The 14,408-nt window shown below is 66.2% G+C and carries 16 protein-coding genes; 8 read left to right on the forward strand and 8 right to left on the reverse strand.

The window, feature by feature from the left end; all coding sequences use genetic code 11:
- Positions 1-30 precede the first annotated feature (30 nt).
- The 3 genes from folD (at position 31) to CT3_RS11120 (ending at position 4,098) form a co-directional block, all read left to right on the forward strand.
- Positions 31-888: a bifunctional methylenetetrahydrofolate dehydrogenase/methenyltetrahydrofolate cyclohydrolase FolD gene (gene folD, locus CT3_RS11110; RefSeq protein WP_066532289.1), complete on the forward strand. Its 858-nt coding sequence runs from the start codon at positions 31-33 to the stop codon at positions 886-888.
- 177 nt (positions 889-1,065) lie between these two features.
- Complete coding sequence (locus CT3_RS11115) at positions 1,066-3,114, forward strand: M3 family metallopeptidase (protein WP_066533309.1); 2,049 nt, start codon at positions 1,066-1,068, stop codon at positions 3,112-3,114.
- Positions 3,115-3,558: 444 nt separating this feature from the next.
- On the forward strand, positions 3,559-4,098 hold the full coding sequence (locus CT3_RS11120) for a superoxide dismutase family protein (protein ID WP_066532295.1): 540 nt from the start codon (positions 3,559-3,561) through the stop codon (positions 4,096-4,098).
- A gap of 182 nt (positions 4,099-4,280) precedes the next feature.
- Here the strand turns inward: CT3_RS11120 and rpiA are convergent, their stop codons facing one another.
- Positions 4,281-4,973, reverse strand: a complete 693-nt coding sequence (gene rpiA / locus CT3_RS11125) for a ribose-5-phosphate isomerase RpiA (RefSeq protein ID WP_066532298.1) — start codon at positions 4,971-4,973, stop codon at positions 4,281-4,283.
- A 34-nt stretch (positions 4,974-5,007) separates the two neighbouring features.
- On the opposite strand from rpiA, the gene CT3_RS11130 reads away from it, so the two are divergent.
- Positions 5,008-6,066 (forward strand): quinone-dependent dihydroorotate dehydrogenase, encoded by a 1,059-nt coding sequence (locus CT3_RS11130; protein ID WP_066532300.1) that lies wholly within the window; start codon positions 5,008-5,010, stop codon positions 6,064-6,066.
- Positions 6,067-6,241: 175 nt separating this feature from the next.
- Here the strand turns inward: CT3_RS11130 and CT3_RS11135 are convergent, their stop codons facing one another.
- The 4 genes from CT3_RS11135 to CT3_RS11150 form a co-directional block, all read right to left on the reverse strand.
- Positions 6,242-6,595: a hypothetical protein gene (locus tag CT3_RS11135; protein WP_227657885.1), complete on the reverse strand. Its 354-nt coding sequence runs from the start codon at positions 6,593-6,595 to the stop codon at positions 6,242-6,244.
- Positions 6,592-6,987, reverse strand: coding sequence for a phage holin family protein (locus CT3_RS11140; RefSeq protein ID WP_066532303.1), 396 nt, complete (start codon positions 6,985-6,987; stop codon positions 6,592-6,594). The genes CT3_RS11135 and CT3_RS11140 overlap by 4 nt, the downstream gene beginning before the upstream one ends.
- An 80-nt stretch (positions 6,988-7,067) precedes the next feature.
- Entirely contained in the window at positions 7,068-7,379 is a 312-nt protein-coding gene (locus CT3_RS11145) for a DUF883 family protein (protein ID WP_066532311.1), read from the reverse strand.
- Positions 7,380-7,536: 157 nt separating this feature from the next.
- Positions 7,537-8,646 (reverse strand): NAD(P)/FAD-dependent oxidoreductase, encoded by a 1,110-nt coding sequence (locus tag CT3_RS11150; RefSeq protein ID WP_066532314.1) that lies wholly within the window; start codon positions 8,644-8,646, stop codon positions 7,537-7,539.
- A gap of 273 nt (positions 8,647-8,919) precedes the next feature.
- Here CT3_RS11150 and CT3_RS11155 point away from each other — a divergent pair, with 273 nt between their 5' ends.
- Together CT3_RS11155 and CT3_RS11160 are read left to right on the forward strand one after the other, a co-directional pair.
- Positions 8,920-9,141, forward strand: a complete 222-nt coding sequence (locus tag CT3_RS11155) for a hypothetical protein (protein ID WP_098066152.1) — start codon at positions 8,920-8,922, stop codon at positions 9,139-9,141.
- Positions 9,142-9,239: 98 nt separating this feature from the next.
- Positions 9,240-9,545 carry a helix-turn-helix domain-containing protein gene (locus CT3_RS11160; protein ID WP_066532320.1) on the forward strand — a complete coding sequence of 102 codons (306 nt, stop codon included), beginning with the start codon at positions 9,240-9,242 and terminating at the stop codon, positions 9,543-9,545.
- 60 nt (positions 9,546-9,605) lie between these two features.
- On the opposite strand, the gene CT3_RS11165 is transcribed toward CT3_RS11160, so the two are convergent.
- Positions 9,606-10,475, reverse strand: a complete 870-nt coding sequence (locus CT3_RS11165) for a fumarylacetoacetate hydrolase family protein (RefSeq protein ID WP_066533311.1) — start codon at positions 10,473-10,475, stop codon at positions 9,606-9,608.
- Between the two features lie 235 nt (positions 10,476-10,710).
- Here CT3_RS11165 and CT3_RS11170 point away from each other — a divergent pair, with 235 nt between their 5' ends.
- The gene (locus CT3_RS11170; RefSeq protein WP_066532322.1) at positions 10,711-11,106 is read left to right on the forward strand and encodes a hypothetical protein; all 396 of its coding nucleotides are present in this window, start codon (positions 10,711-10,713) and stop codon (positions 11,104-11,106) included.
- A 51-nt stretch (positions 11,107-11,157) separates the two neighbouring features.
- Here CT3_RS11170 and CT3_RS11175 read toward each other — a convergent pair whose 3' ends face one another.
- Together CT3_RS11175 and rlmB are read right to left on the reverse strand one after the other, a co-directional pair.
- On the reverse strand, positions 11,158-11,916 hold the full coding sequence (locus tag CT3_RS11175; protein ID WP_066532328.1) for an SIR2 family NAD-dependent protein deacylase: 759 nt from the start codon (positions 11,914-11,916) through the stop codon (positions 11,158-11,160).
- A 78-nt stretch (positions 11,917-11,994) separates the two neighbouring features.
- On the reverse strand, positions 11,995-12,753 hold the full coding sequence (rlmB, locus tag CT3_RS11180; protein WP_066532330.1) for a 23S rRNA (guanosine(2251)-2'-O)-methyltransferase RlmB: 759 nt from the start codon (positions 12,751-12,753) through the stop codon (positions 11,995-11,997).
- 323 nt (positions 12,754-13,076) lie between these two features.
- Between rlmB and sstT the strand changes: the two genes are divergently transcribed.
- A complete protein-coding gene (gene sstT / locus CT3_RS11185) occupies positions 13,077-14,360 on the forward strand; it encodes a serine/threonine transporter SstT (RefSeq protein WP_083520230.1) in 1,284 nt (427 codons plus the stop codon).
- The last annotated feature ends 48 nt before the right edge of the window (positions 14,361-14,408 follow it).

Raw genomic sequence — 14,408 nt, forward strand, 5'->3', positions numbered from 1 at the left:
CCTGGCAGCATTTTTTATTGAAGACAAGCAATGACAGCCCAACTCATCGACGGAAACGCCCTCTCCCGCCAACTGCGCACCGAAGTCGCAGCGCGTGCGGCCACGCTCAAGGCCCAAGGCACCACGCCCGGTCTGGCCGTGGTGCTGGTGGGTGACAACCCGGCGTCCCAGGTCTATGTCCGCAACAAGGTCAAGGCCTGCGAAGAGGCGGGCTTTCATTCCGTGCTGGAAAAGTACGACGCTTCCATGACCGAAGCCGAGCTGCTGGCCCGCGTCGAAGCGCTGAACAACGACCCCAGCATCCACGGCATCCTGGTGCAGTTGCCCCTGCCCAAGCACATCGACGACCACAAGGTCATCGAAACCATCTCCCCCGCCAAGGACGTGGACGGTTTCCACGTGGCCAGCGCCGGCGCGCTGATGGTCGGTGAAGTCGGCTTCAAGGCCTGCACCCCCTACGGCTGCATGAAGATGCTGGAATCCATCGGTATGAAGGACCTGCGCGGCAAGCACGCCGTGGTGATCGGCCGCTCCAACATCGTGGGCAAGCCCATGGCCATGATGCTGCTGGCCGCCAACGCCACCGTCACCATCACCCACAGCGGCACCGCCGACCTGGGCGCCATGACGCGCCAGGCCGATGTGGTGGTGGCCGCCGTGGGCAAGCGCAACGTGCTGACGGCCGACATGGTCAAGCCCGGCGCCGTGGTGATCGACGTGGGCATGAACCGCAATGACGAAGGCAAGCTCTGCGGCGACGTGGACTTCGATGGCGTCAAGGAAGTGGCCGGTTTCATTACCCCCGTCCCCGGAGGTGTCGGCCCGATGACGATTACCATGTTGCTGGTCAACACCATGGAAGCGGCCGAACGCAGCGCTGCCCGGTAAGCTGCCCGATGCACCTGGCCCAAGCCCCTGCCCACCCTGTGTCGCAGGGGCTTTTTGCTGGTGGGAACTTCGGTATGAAAACAGGCTCTTAATTCGCTACAGTGCTGCACAAGCAGCTATCACCAAGATAGCTACCCTACACCTTGAAACATTGCCAGTTGGCACAAAATGCAAGCCATGACCAACGCCCTGCTTGAATCTTCCGGATTGCCGCGGTTTGACCGCATCACGCCCGCCGATGTCGGCCCCGCCATCGACACCCTGATGCAGCAGGCCGATGCCGCACTGGAAACCGTCACCGCGCCGGACTTTCCCGCCGAGTGGAACGCCATCGCCAAGGTACTGGACGTGGCCACCGAAAAGCTGGGCATGTCCTGGGGGGCGGTCAGCCACCTCTCCAGCGTCGCTGACAGCCCCGAGCTGCGCGCCGCCTACAACGAGGCCCTGCCCAAGATCACCGAGTTCTGGACCCGCCTGGGCGCGGACGAACGCCTGTACGCCAAGTACAAGGCCATCGACACCGCCACGCTGAACGCCGAGCAGAAGAAGGCCCACGCCAACGCGCTGCGCGGCTTTGTGCTGTCGGGTGCCGAGCTGCAGGGCGCCGCCCGCGAACGCTTTGCCAAGATCCAGGAACGCGCGGCCGAACTGGGCCAGAAGTTCAGCGAGAACACGCTCGACGCCACCGACACCTGGGCCTACTACGCCACCGAAGCCGAACTCGACGGCGTGCCCGCCGACGTGGTGCAGGCCGCCCGCGCTGCCGCCCAGGCCGAGGGCAAGGACGGCTACAAGCTCACGCTGAAGATGCCCTGCTACCTGCCGGTGATGCAGTTTGCCAAGAGCAGCGCGCTGCGCGAGAAGGTCTACCGCGCCTACGTGACCCGTGCCTCCGAGCAGGCCGAAGGCGAAGCCGTGAAGTTCGACAATACGGCCATCATCAAGGAAATCCTGGCCCTGCGCCTGGAAGAAGCTCGGCTGCTGGGCTACCAGAACTTTGCCGAAGTCTCGCTGGTGCCCAAGATGGCCCAGTCGCCCCAGCAGGTGATCGGCTTCCTGCGCGACCTGGCCCACCGCGCCCGCCCGTTTGCCGAAAAGGACGTGTCCGACCTGCGTGCCTTCGCCAAGGACGAGCTGGGCATTGCCGACCCCCAGCCCTGGGACTGGACCTTCATCTCCGAAAAGCTCAAGGAAGCGCGCTACGCCTTCAGCGAGCAGGAAGTCAAACAGTACTTCACGGCCCCCAAGGTGCTGGCCGGCCTGTTCAAGATCATCGAGTCGCTGTTCGACGTCTCCATCCGCCGCGATGAAGCCGCCGTCTGGAACCCCGCCGTACAGTTCTACCGCCTGGAGCGCGCCGGCAAGGTGGTGGGCCAGTTCTACCTGGACCAACCCGCCCGCGCCGGCAAGCGCGGCGGCGCCTGGATGGACGATGTGCGCAGCCGCTGGCTGCGCCCCGACACCGGCACCCTGCAGACGCCCGTGGCCCACATGGTCTGCAACTTCGCCGACGGCGTGGACGGCAAACCCGCCCTGCTCACGCACGATGACGTGATCACCCTGTTCCATGAATCCGGCCACGCGCTGCACCACATGCTCACCCAGGTGAACGAGAAGGACGTCTCGGGCATCAACGGCGTGGAATGGGATGCCGTGGAGCTGCCCAGCCAGTTCATGGAAAACTTCTGCTGGGAATGGGAAGTGCTGCGCCACATGACCGCCCATGTGGACACCGGCGAGCCCCTGCCCCGCGCCCTGTACGACAAGATGATTGCCGCCAAGAACTTCCAGGCCGGCATGGGCACGCTGCGCCAGATCGAGTTCTCGCTGTTCGACATGCTGCTGCACGCCGAGCACGCGCCCGACGCCGACTACTACGCCCTGCTCCAGCAGGTGCGCGACGAAGTGGCCGTGCTGCCCACCACGTCCTACAACCGCGGCACCAACACCTTCAGCCACATCTTTGCCGGCGGCTATGCGGCGGGTTACTACAGCTACAAGTGGGCCGAAGTGCTGAGCGCCGACGCCTATGCCGCCTTCGAGGAAACCCAGGGCGCCGACGGCACGGCCAGCCAGACCACCGCGCAGAAGTACCTGCACAACATCCTGGAGATGGGTGGCAGCCGCAGCGCCATGGACAACTTCAAGGGCTTCCGTGGCCGCGAACCGCAGCTCGACGCCCTGCTGCGCCATCAGGGCATGGCCGAAGTCGCCACGACGGCCTGACCCTCCGGCACTCCGCCACCAGGGCGTGCTCCCCAGCCGGGAGCGCGCCCTTTTTCATGGGCTGCGCAGTAGACATGCTCGTGCACCATGGCGCCGACCGGACCCGGCCCTGACTGGGCTGGGCCGTCCCACAGCCTGCACGCCGACCGCCGCCGTCCACGTCCACGTCCACGTCCACGTCCACAGCCTCTCCCCCCGTCCCATTCACACCGGGTAACACCTCCGGGCCGCACCGCCCGGTGCCTGCCCTTGACTTTGAACGGCAATGCCCGTGCAATCGTGCGACGGGGCTGCCGCTCTGCGGCGCCCCCTTGATCGCCGCCTGCGTACCTGACAGCCACGGTGCCCCGGGGCCAATGCTCCGCACCCCGCACCGTGCCAGCCCATGGGCGCAAGACCACCGGTTTTTGCAGATCCCGTCACCCACTACAAGGAGCGCATTCCATGTCCCTTCGCCTTTGCACCACCCTGGCCCTGATCACCACCGCCTCGCTGGCGGCCTGCTCCAGCTCACCCCATGACCCCATGGCCACCGGCGCCGTGGCCCAGGCCAGGTTGCAGCCCACACAGGGCAGCAGCGTGCAGGGCATGGTGCGCTTCACCACGCAAAAGGACGGCAGCGTGCGGGTGCAAGGCTCGGTACAAGGCCTGGCCCCCAACACCGAGCACGGTTTCCACGTGCATGAAAAAGGCGATTGCTCCGCCCCCGACGGCACCAGCGCGGGCGGCCATTTCAACCCCAACAACGTCCCCCATGCCCGCCACGGCAGCGGCCATGCCGGCGACCTGCCCAGCCTGCGCGCGGACGGCACGGGCACCGCCAGCTTCGACTTCAGCAGCCGCAGCATCACTGTGGGCCAGGGCCCCACCAACGTGGTGGGCCGCGGCGTCATCGTGCACAAGGATGCCGACGACTACACCACCCAGCCCACCGGCAATGCCGGCGCACGCCTGGCCTGCGGGGTGGTGGTGGCCACCAAGTAAACGCCCCACCTATGGCACCGTGGCCTTGTTGCGCCACTGCGCCGTGGGGATGTCCAACAGGGGCACGATCCGCTGCCCTACAAAAAAAACCCGGCACCTTGCGGTCCGGGTTTTGTTTGTGCAGGCCGGGCAGATGCAACCCTTGGGCTGCTGCCGATGCAAGCGCTGAATCAGCGGCTACATCAATAGTTGATGGTCTTCACGCCTTCGGCCGTGCCCAGCAGGCAGATGCTGGCCTTCTGGTGGGCAAACACGCCCACGGTCACCACGCCGGGCCACTGGTTCACATCGGATTCAAACGCCAGCGGATCGGCCACGCGCAGGCCGCGCACGTCCAGAATGTGCTGGCCGTTGTCGGTGACCAGGGGCTGGCCGTCCTTCAGGCGCAGCGTGGCGGTACCACCCAAGGCGGCAAAGCGGCGGGCAATCTGCTGCGCCGCCATGGGAATCACTTCCACCGGCAGCGGGAACGTGCCCAGTGCATCCACCAGCTTGGAGGCGTCGGCAATGCAGACAAAGCGCTCGGCCATGGCGGCCACGATTTTTTCGCGCGTCAGCGCTGCGCCGCCGCCCTTGACCATATAGCCCTTGCCGTCGATCTCGTCGGCGCCGTCGATGTAGACCGACAGGCTTTCGACTTCGTTCGCGTCGAACACCGTGATGCCCAGCGCCTTCAGGCGCTCGGTGCTGGCCACGGAGCTGGACACCGCGCCCTTGATCTGGTCCTTGATGGGGGCCAGCGCGTCAATGAATTTGTTGACCGTGGAGCCCGTGCCCACGCCCACGATGTCGCCCGGCGTCACATAGCGCACAGCGGCCTGGCCGACCAGGGTTTTGAGTTCATCTTGGGAGAGAGGTGCAGTAGAGGTCGTCATGGGGGAAAATCCGGGTAATCCTCGAATTATCCCTATGTCCCTTATCCCCTACGCCCTAGTCCGCCCCTTCCTGTTCAACATGGATCCCGAAGCCGCCCACGACTTCACCATGAACACCCTGTCCCGTGGCCAGAACACCCCGCTGCAGGCCGTGTGGTCCAACGAAATGGTCAGCGACCCGGTCACCCTGGCCGGCCTGAGCTTCCCCAACCGCGTGGGCATGGCCGCGGGCCTGGACAAGAACGCGCGCTGCATCGACGCGCTGGCCGCCATGGGCTTCGGCTTTGTCGAAGTGGGCACCGTCACCCCCAAGGGCCAGCCGGGCAACCCCAAGCCGCGCATGTTCCGCATTCCGGCGGCCAAGGCCCTGGTCAACCGCCTGGGCTTCAACAACGACGGCCTCGATGCCTTCATCGCCAACGTCAAGCAGTCCACGGTGCGCCAGCAGGGCAAGCCCATGCTGCTAGGCCTGAACATCGGCAAGAACGCTGCCACCGCCATCGAAGACGCCACCAGCGACTACCTGACCTGCCTGGAAGGCGTCTACCCCCACGCCGACTACGTGACGGTGAACATCAGCTCGCCCAACACCAAGAACCTGCGCGCGCTGCAAAGCGACGAGGCACTGGACAGCCTGCTGGGCGCCATTGCCGAACGCCGCGAAGCCCTGGCCGCCGCCCAGGGCCGGCGCGTACCCATTTTTGTGAAGATCGCCCCCGACCTGGACGACGCCCAGGTAGAGGTGATTGCCGCCACGCTGCGCCGCCATGGCATGGACGGCGTGATTGCCACCAACACCACCATCAGCCGCGAAGCGGTCAAGGGCATGCCCCATGCCGAGGAAGCCGGCGGCCTCAGCGGCGCCCCGGCCTTTGAAGCCAGCAACCGCGTGATCCGCCTGCTGCGCGCGGCACTGGGCAAGGACTTCCCCATCATCGGCGTGGGCGGCATCATGCGCGCCGAAGACGCCGTGGCCAAGATCCAGGCCGGCGCCGATGTGGTGCAGATCTACAGCGGCCTGATCTATGCCGGCCCCGAGCTGGTGGTGCAATCGGCCCGTGCGCTGCGCGCACTGGGCACCCAGGCCCGCTGACAACGCGCACAGGCACACACTGCCTCGCGCCCCGGCCCCTGCGTGCTCCGGCTTGCCCGGCCTAGGCGTGCCGGGCAGAAAAAAAGCCCATGGCACTATGCCATGGGCTTTTTGCATGGGAGTCGCCGCCAGCAGTCTGCTGCGGCCACCGCAACGGGCGCACCGCCCGTGAATCTCAGCGCCGCAGCTTGGCCAGCAGCGGCAGCACCGCCACGCCCACGCGCATGATCTTGCGCGGCCCCACCAGCAAGGCCGCCCCCACCAGAGCGGCCGACGCCAGCGGGTGCAGGCGGGCAAACGTCAGCACCCGGTCGATCAGCGGCGCATCGGGCGACACGGCCGACGCCTGGGCGCGCAGCGCCGCCACCTGCTGGTAGGTCGCCTTGCGGGCGGCCAGCCGGTCACGCTGCTGGGCAATGCGCTGCAGCACCGCCCGCTCTTCCGGGCCGGCATGCTCCCAACGCGATTCCTTCACCAGCAGTGCCTGGGCCGGGCCGATGACCACGGGCTTGGTCTTGGTTTCGCTCACAGCTTCTCCTTGATGCTTTGCCAGTCTTTGGCCAGTTCGGCACGGGTCTGCATGAACGGCGAGCGCGACTTGCGCAGCGCCGACAGCAGCGCCCACAGCACCCCACCCCAGGCAGCCACCCAGACAGCGGCAATCACCCAGGCCACCGTGGCACGGTCGGGGCTGTTCCAGAACTGGATCAGGATGGCCAGCGACAGCAGCACCATGGCCACCACCGTCAGCCCCCCCAGGGCAATGGCCAGCACCAGAATCGACTGCAGGCGGTTGCGCTGCAGTTTCCACTCCAGCTTGGCCAGCTCCACACGGTCTTCGGAGGCGATGGCGGCTTCGATCACGGCAGCCCGATAACGGGCGACCAGCGTATCCAGTCCCAGGGCAGACAACCAGTTCACAGTGGACGTTTCCTTTGGTGCGAGTTGGCAAAAAGGCGATGCGGGTGACCGGCCTGATGGCAGCCGGTCACCGGTTGCGCTCAGCGGCGGGCCAGCAAAAAGCCCACCAGCGCGCCCACGGCCAGCGCAGCACCGGCCACGCGCCAGGGTTCGTCGTGGGCGTAGCGGTCGGCGGCGATGGCGGCGTCCTTGGCCTGGCGGGCGGCTTCCTGGGCAGCGCGCACGGCAGAGTCACGAGCGTGGCTGATGCCGTCGTCCAGGCGCTGGCGCAGCACATGGATGTCGGGCACGGCGTCCAGTTCCTTGCTGGCCAGCAGACCGCGCAGGTCGGTGACCAGCTTTTCCAGGTCGGCTTGGGCGGTGGAGACGGTATCGGAGACGGAGAACGACATAGCTAGCACCTTTCTAGTTCGACAAATAAAGCACCGGCAGCGGGCCACCGGTGGAAACGGAGGTGGAACCATCTTAACGAATGCCAAGACCCTCACCAAGCTTTGGCATAGCAGCGGGATCAATTCCCGCCAGCATTACCGCGCTGTCAGCCCGTTTTCAGACGGCTGGCGCCAACTGCGCCACCTGTTCGGCCACGGCGAGGCAACTGGTCAGCCCCGGCGATTCGATGCCAAACAGATTGATCAGGCCCGGCGCGGCATGCTGCTGCGGGCCCTGGATGCAGAAGTCGGCCGAGGCCTCGTGCGGCCCCGAAATCTTGGGGCGGATGCCGGCATAACCGGCCACCAGTGCACCCTCTGGCAAAGCCGGCCAGTAGCGGCGCACCTCGGCATAGAAGCCGTCACCGCGCGCGGGGTTGACCACCAGTTGGTCCGGATCCTCCACCCACTCCACATCAGGACCGAACTTGGCCTGACCGCCCATGTCCAGCGTCAGGTGCACGCCCAGACCTGCGGCCTCGGGCACGGGGTAGATCAGGTGGCTGAACGGCGCACGGCCGCTGAGCACAAAGTAGTTGCCCTTGGCGTAGTACGCGGTGGGGATGTGCTCTGCAGCCAGGCCTTCAAAGCGGCGCGCCAGATCGGGCGCCCAGTAACCGGCGGCATTCACCAGCAGCGGCGTCTCCAGCTCGGTACCGTCCTGCGTGCGCACCAGCCAGTGACCGTCGTCCTGCAGCACGGCGCGCTCCACGGCAGCGTGGAACGCCACCATACCGCCGGCATTTTCCAGGTCGCCCTGCAGCGCCAGCATCAGGCCGTGGCTGTCCACAATGCCGGTGCTGGGCGAATGCAGCGCGGCCACGCATTCCAGCGCCGGCTCCAGTTCCCGGGCCTGCTCGCGTGTCAGGTGCACCAAGTCGTCCACGCCATTGGCGGCGGCCTTCTGGCGGATGGCTTCCAACTGCGGCACCTGCTCGGGCGAGGTCGCCACGATCAGCTTGCCGCAGCGCTGGTAGGCCACGCCGCGTGCATCGCAGTAGTCATACAGCATGTGCTTGCCCTGCACACACAGCTGGGCCTTGAGCGAGCCTTGCGGATAGTAGATGCCGGCGTGGATCACCTCGCTGTTGCGCGAACTGGTGCCGGTGCCAATCGCCTCGGCCTGCTCCAGCACCATCACTTCCCGTCCCTGCAAGGCCAGTGCACGCGCCACGGCCAGGCCCACGACCCCCGCGCCGACCACGATACAAGCTACCCGATCCACCATTTCTGCTCCTGTTGTTGCTCTGTGTGCTGCACTGCAGCTTTGTCAGGATTGTGCGTGTTTTTTGACAGAAAGCCGCACAAAAACACCGGTGGTCTGCTCTGTTTTTTGGAGTACACCGGGGAGGCACCTCGGCTGCTGTCTGCACCCTTGTGCTTTGTTGAGTTCTCGCTACAAACCGCTTTCATGGGATACAAAAGCCCATTTTTTTGCGCTTTCGCCTTGCAACAGAACTCCTACAGTCACACCCAATCGTTGATTGTCTGGGAGTTTGTTATGGATCTGTCTTTCGCCACCGCCGTTCGCAATGCCAGCAATGCCTGGGGAAACAACCGCGTCACCGATGCAGCCACCATGGCCGAGCTGACCAAGCGCCAATTCAACCAGCAGGAGCTGAACAAGGCGCTGTCCGGCCCCACTGCCGGACAAATGGCAGTGATCCAGCCCGAGCTGGCGCGCTATGGTCAGGTGGGCACGCGCCTCAACCTTTTCGCCTGAGCACTGGGGCCGCTGCATCGCTCCCGCCAGCACAGACCGGCTTTCCCCGCCTGCACTGGCAATGGCCCCACTCTTGGTTTTTTGCGAGAACCACCACCATGCCTGACAGCATTTCTTCACCGGTAACGGCCGCAGCCACACCCGATCCCCTGGTCGCCACCCTGGCACAGGCACGCAAACGGCTGCTGCTGACCCAGGCCGACCTGGCAGCCCAGGCCGGCCTGTCGCGCATGACCGTGCAGCGACTGGAAAGCAATGGACTGGACCCACGCCTGTCCACCTTGCATGAAATGGCCCGTGTGCTGGGCTACGAGCTGCTGGCCATCCCCCAGGCAGCACATGCCGACGTGCATGCCGCGCTGGCACGCCATCTGCCGCCGGCGGCCGGCCACACCGCCCCCTGATTTCTGTGTAGCGCGCCTCCGGTCTGCGCGCTCGCTCCCACGTGTTTTCGCACCGCCGCTTCAGCGGCTTTCGGTGTTCTCCCGCACCCAGGCGCGGCAGTGGATGCGCTGCTCGCCCAGCCCCTGGCCGCCCAGGCGCATCACATCGCCGTCCTGCAGGAAGCGGGGCACGGGCTTGTGCCCCAGGCCCACGCCGGCCGGCGTGCCGGTCAGCACGATGTCGCCCGGCTCCAGGGTCATGAATTCCGAGATATAGGCCAGCACCCGCGGCACCTGGAAGATGAAGTGGCTGGTGTGGCCGTCCTGCATCACCACCCCGTTGAGCTCCAGCCACAGCGCCAGGTTGTGCGGGTCTTCCACCTCGTCCGGTGTCACCAGCCAGGGGCCGACCGGCGCAAACCCATCGTGGGACTTGCCCTTGTCCCATTGCCCGCCCCGCTCCATCTGCCAGGCACGCTCGGAGATATCGTTGGCAAGCACATAACCCGCCAGGTGCTCCATGGCCCGCCACTCGGGCACATGCTGCATGCGCTGACCGATCACCAGGCCCAGCTCCACCTCCCAGTCCACCTTGTGGGCCTGGGGCGGCAGCAGCAGATCGTCTTCGGGACCGCACAGCGCAGAGGCCGCCTTGAGGAACAGCACCGGCTCTTCCGGAGGCGCCAGACCGGCTTCCCGCGCATGGTCGGCATAGTTCAGCCCCACACAGACGATCTTGCGCACCCGCCCCACCGGGCAACCCAGGCGGGGCTGCCCCGGCACCTGCGGCCACTGCTGCCAGTGCGCCTGCTGCAAGGCCTCCAGCGCCGCCGGCGCCAGGGCGTCATCCGCCCAGTCGTCGGTCCAGGCCGATGCGTCGCGCAGCACCCCCTGGGCATCCAGCAGGCCCGGTTTCTCTTGCCCAGGCGGGCCATAACGTAGCAATTTCATGGCGGTATCTTGGTTGCCGCCGGCCGTCCCATGACCGGCTTCGCACTGCAGCATTCTTGCCCAGCCCTGATGCAACCAGGCAACTGTTTGAAGATGCAGCGCATCGCGGAACACGGATGTGGACTAGCATGTCCGATAACTGCACCAAATGTATGCTGATTTACATTTGGGTAACTTTTCTAACCGGTAGCTATACACAACAATTTCAATCAGCCCTGCCACTAACATAGTCGACATGCTGTCCACCTTTGAAACTCGCTTTTCCACGCTGCTGAAAAAGCTCGAAGCGGCCCCCAGTTGCGACAACGCGGAAGCGGCATTCACCCTGTTCCGAGATCTGTGGGTCGCCAGCAATGAGGAACACGCCAGTCCCAGCAGCGTGCTGGAATACCTGCGCAGCCGGCGCTTCTGTGCCGAACATGGCTGGCAGGGTCTGAGCACCGGCGTCTGCTACGTGGACAACAGCGAATCGCCGGATACGCGCCTGTACCTGCACCAGGACGGCAGCATCGTGATCCAGCGCCTCACGCCGGACAGCAGCACCATCCTGTTTTCCAAGCCCGGGCGCCGCAAGAAAACCGAGCAGGCGGCACCGGTGCCTGCCGACGCCTCCCACGACATCGGCCATTGAACCGCACGGTGCTTCGCCAGCTGGCGCCCGTGCTGCGCACCGGCCAAAGAGTCAACCCAGCAGTGCAGGCAGCACCGTGGTCGCCGCCCCCTGCAGCATGGCATCGGCCAGCCGGTCCAGCTCCGTGGGCGCGGTGTTGACGATGACCACGCGCGCGCCCGCATCCCGCGCCTGAAGGACCAGGCCCGCCGCCGGGTACACCACCCCGGCCGTACCCGCCACCAGCATCAGATCACAGCCCTGGGCCGCCACTTCGGCCGCGTCCAGCGCCGCCTGGGGCAGGCATTCGCCAAACCACACCACCCCGGGGCGGCGCAGATTCCCGCAGTACGGACAGGCGGGCGGCTCGGTCGCCGTCAGCTGCCCGGCCTGCAAGGCCGGGGTGCACTGCGGACAACAGGCATCCAGCCATTGGTCGGCAAACAGATCGCCGTGCAAAGCCACCACATCGGGGCTGCCTGCACGCTGGTGCAGGCCATCCACGTTCTGGGTGACCAGGGTCAGCCGGCCCGGGTGCTGCGCCGCAAAGCCGGCCAGCGCATGGTGGGCGGCATTGGGCGCGACGGCCGACACCAAGCCCCGCCGGTGCTGGTACCAATGCCACACGCGCGCGGGATGGGCGCGGAAACCAGGCTCGGACGCCATGTCTTCCGCACGGAACTGCGCCCAGTAGCCGGTCTGGGCGTCACGAAAAGTGGGCACGCCCGATTCCGCACTGACACCCGCGCCGGTCAGCACGCACAGCCGCCGGGACTGTGCGATCCAGTCGCGCACAGCCTCGATGGCATGGTCAGGCTCGGCAGCAGGCATGGGAGACGTCAACAGCTGTGAAAAATCCAGAGATCCCGCCTGCTGTTCCGCCACCGGCGGGGCAGAGACGGAGGGGACTCAGGCTGGCTTGGGAATGCGCTGGCGCAGTGCCTCGTACAGGCACACGCCGCTGGCCACGGACACATTCAGGCTTTCCACCGCGCCCTGCATGGGGATGCTGACCAGCGCATCGCAGGTCTTGCGGGTGAGCTGACGCATGCCGTCGCCTTCGGCGCCCAGCACCAGGGCCGTCGGGCCGGTCAGGTCCATCTGGTAGAGGTGCTTGTCGGCATCGCCGCTGGTACCGATCACCCAGATGCCGCGCTCCTTGAGCTCGTTGAGCGTGCGCGCCAGGTTGGTCACCATGAAATACGGCACCGTCTCGGCTGCGCCACTGGCCACCTTGGCCACGGTCGCGTTGATGCCGGCCGCATGGTCCTTGGGGGCGATCACGGCGTGCACACCAGCGCCGTCGGCCACCCGCAGGCAGGCGCCCAGGTTGTGGGGATCGGTCACGCCGTCCAGCACCAGCAGCAGCGGGGCCTTGACGCCGGATTCCTCCAGATCGTCCAGCAGCTCATCCAGCGTGCGGGTGTCCCGGACCTCTTCCACGCGCGCAGCCACGCCCTGGTGGCCATGGCTGCCAGCCAGCTTGGCGATGCGCATGGCATCGGCTTCGATCAGACGGGCGCCAACCTCTTTGGCACGCTCCAGGAACTGGCGCATGCGCGCATCGCGGCGCGCGCTCTCGTAGTAGATTTCAATGATGGATTGCGGCGCGGTCTTCAGGCGCACGCCGACGGCATGGAAGCCGAAAAGCACTTTGGGGGACGACATAGGAGGGGCATTATCCGGCCAAGCCAATGTCCGAGGAGAAGACAGGCCGCTGTGGCGCGCGGTCCACACCCGGGCAGCCTGCCGCAGACCACATCGGCAGACACTGCCCGACGGCTCCGCCTCCCAAGCACCCTGCAAACGCCGGGTTTTCCCTGAAAGCCTACACTCACCCCGTGGTCGGAAGCATCTATCTTTGGGATGCGCTCCGGCAGACCCCAGGCACCGGCCTTTGAATTTTGCTGCACTGCGGCCAACTTCAAAGGCCGCTTTCATTTTGTACGCGGATGCCTTTGCCGGCGCCGCCCGGCTTTTTTTCCACCATGATGTTTCAACCCCTGCTGCACTGGCTGCGCCGCACCGGCCTGGTCACGCAAATCGTGATCGGCCTGATTCTGGGCATTGCCCTGGCGCTGCTCTGGCCGCAGGCCGCACTGTCGGTCGGCCTGCTGGGCACCCTCTTCATCTCGGCCCTCAAGGCCGTGGCACCGGTGCTGGTGCTGGTCCTGGTGATGGCGGCCATCGGCAACCACCGCCCCGGGGAAGTCACCCTGCTCAAGCCCGTGCTGTGGCTGTATCTGGTGGGCACGCTGGCGGCCGCCATCGTCGGCGTGGGTGCCAGCATGCTGTTTCCCTCGGTGCTGCATTTCAAGGATGCCGCCACCGGCGTCGCCGCGCCCGGTGACATCCGCGAAGTGCTGATGGGCGTGCTGCTGAGCGCCGTGGACAACCCGGTGAATGCGGTGCTGAAGGCCAACTACATCGGCATTCTGGTGTGGGCCATCGGCCTGGGCGTGGCGCTGCGCCATGCCAGCGCCACCACGCAGAAAGTGGCATCGGATCTGGCCAACGGCGTGACCTTCATCATCCAGGCCGTGATCCGCTGCGCGCCGCTGGGCATTTTTGGCCTGGTCGCCTCCACCGTGGCCACCACCGGCCTGGAAGCGCTGACCGGCTATGTCCACGTGCTGTGCGTGCTGCTGGGCTCCATGCTGTGCGTGGCCCTGGTGGTCAACCCCGCCATCGTCTGGTGGAAGATCCGCCGCAATCCCTACCCGCTGGTGCTGATGTGCCTGCGCGAAAGCGGTGTCACGGCCTTCTTCACCCGCAGCTCGGCCGCCAACATCCCCATCAACATGGCGATCGCCAAGCGCCTGAACCTGGACGAAGGCACCTACAGCGTCGCCATCCCGCTGGGCGCCACCATCAACATGGCCGGCGCGGCCATCACCATCAGCGTGCTGACCCTGGCCGCCGCCCACACCCTGGGCATTGCGGTGGACATCCCCACGGCCCTGCTGCTGTGCGTGGTGTCGGCGCTGTGCGCCTGCGGTGCATCGGGCGTGGCCGGTGGTTCCCTGCTGCTGATTCCGCTGGCCTGCAGCATGTTCGGCATCTCCAACGACATCGCCATGCAGGTAGTCGGCATTGGCTACATCATCAGCGTGCTGCAGGATTCGACCGAGACGGCACTGAACTCCTCCACCGACGTGATCTTCACCGCCGCGGTCTGCCTGTCGGAAGACGGCCGGGCACCGGCATCGACACCGGTATCCGATGCCTCGGCGGACACCGCCACGGCAGCGGATCCGGCACAGCGCCGCGCCTGAACCTTGCGGATTGGCGGGCTGCGCGCCCCCGCCACGCACGGCGCAGGC

It is taken from the genome of Comamonas terrigena NBRC 13299 (genome assembly GCF_006740045.1).
Classification (GTDB): domain Bacteria; phylum Pseudomonadota; class Gammaproteobacteria; order Burkholderiales; family Burkholderiaceae_C; genus Comamonas; species Comamonas terrigena.

Excerpts from the sequence above, each read along its gene's own strand:
- folD (WP_066532289.1), top strand. The coding sequence starts at position 31 with ATGACAGCCCAACTCATCGACGGAAACGCCCTCTCCCGCCAACTGCGC.
- CT3_RS11115 (WP_066533309.1), top strand. The coding sequence starts at position 1,066 with ATGACCAACGCCCTGCTTGAATCTTCCGGATTGCCGCGGTTTGACCGC.
- CT3_RS11120 (WP_066532295.1), top strand. The coding sequence starts at position 3,559 with ATGTCCCTTCGCCTTTGCACCACCCTGGCCCTGATCACCACCGCCTCG.
- rpiA (WP_066532298.1), bottom strand. The coding sequence starts at position 4,973 with ATGACGACCTCTACTGCACCTCTCTCCCAAGATGAACTCAAAACCCTG.
- CT3_RS11130 (WP_066532300.1), top strand. The coding sequence starts at position 5,008 with ATGTCCCTTATCCCCTACGCCCTAGTCCGCCCCTTCCTGTTCAACATG.
- CT3_RS11145 (WP_066532311.1), bottom strand. The coding sequence starts at position 7,379 with ATGTCGTTCTCCGTCTCCGATACCGTCTCCACCGCCCAAGCCGACCTG.
- CT3_RS11150 (WP_066532314.1), bottom strand. The coding sequence starts at position 8,646 with ATGGTGGATCGGGTAGCTTGTATCGTGGTCGGCGCGGGGGTCGTGGGC.
- CT3_RS11155 (WP_098066152.1), top strand. The coding sequence starts at position 8,920 with ATGGATCTGTCTTTCGCCACCGCCGTTCGCAATGCCAGCAATGCCTGG.
- CT3_RS11160 (WP_066532320.1), top strand. The coding sequence starts at position 9,240 with ATGCCTGACAGCATTTCTTCACCGGTAACGGCCGCAGCCACACCCGAT.
- CT3_RS11165 (WP_066533311.1), bottom strand. The coding sequence starts at position 10,475 with ATGAAATTGCTACGTTATGGCCCGCCTGGGCAAGAGAAACCGGGCCTG.
- CT3_RS11170 (WP_066532322.1), top strand. The coding sequence starts at position 10,711 with ATGCTGTCCACCTTTGAAACTCGCTTTTCCACGCTGCTGAAAAAGCTC.
- CT3_RS11175 (WP_066532328.1), bottom strand. The coding sequence starts at position 11,916 with ATGCCTGCTGCCGAGCCTGACCATGCCATCGAGGCTGTGCGCGACTGG.
- rlmB (WP_066532330.1), bottom strand. The coding sequence starts at position 12,753 with ATGTCGTCCCCCAAAGTGCTTTTCGGCTTCCATGCCGTCGGCGTGCGC.
- sstT (WP_083520230.1), top strand. The coding sequence starts at position 13,077 with ATGTTTCAACCCCTGCTGCACTGGCTGCGCCGCACCGGCCTGGTCACG.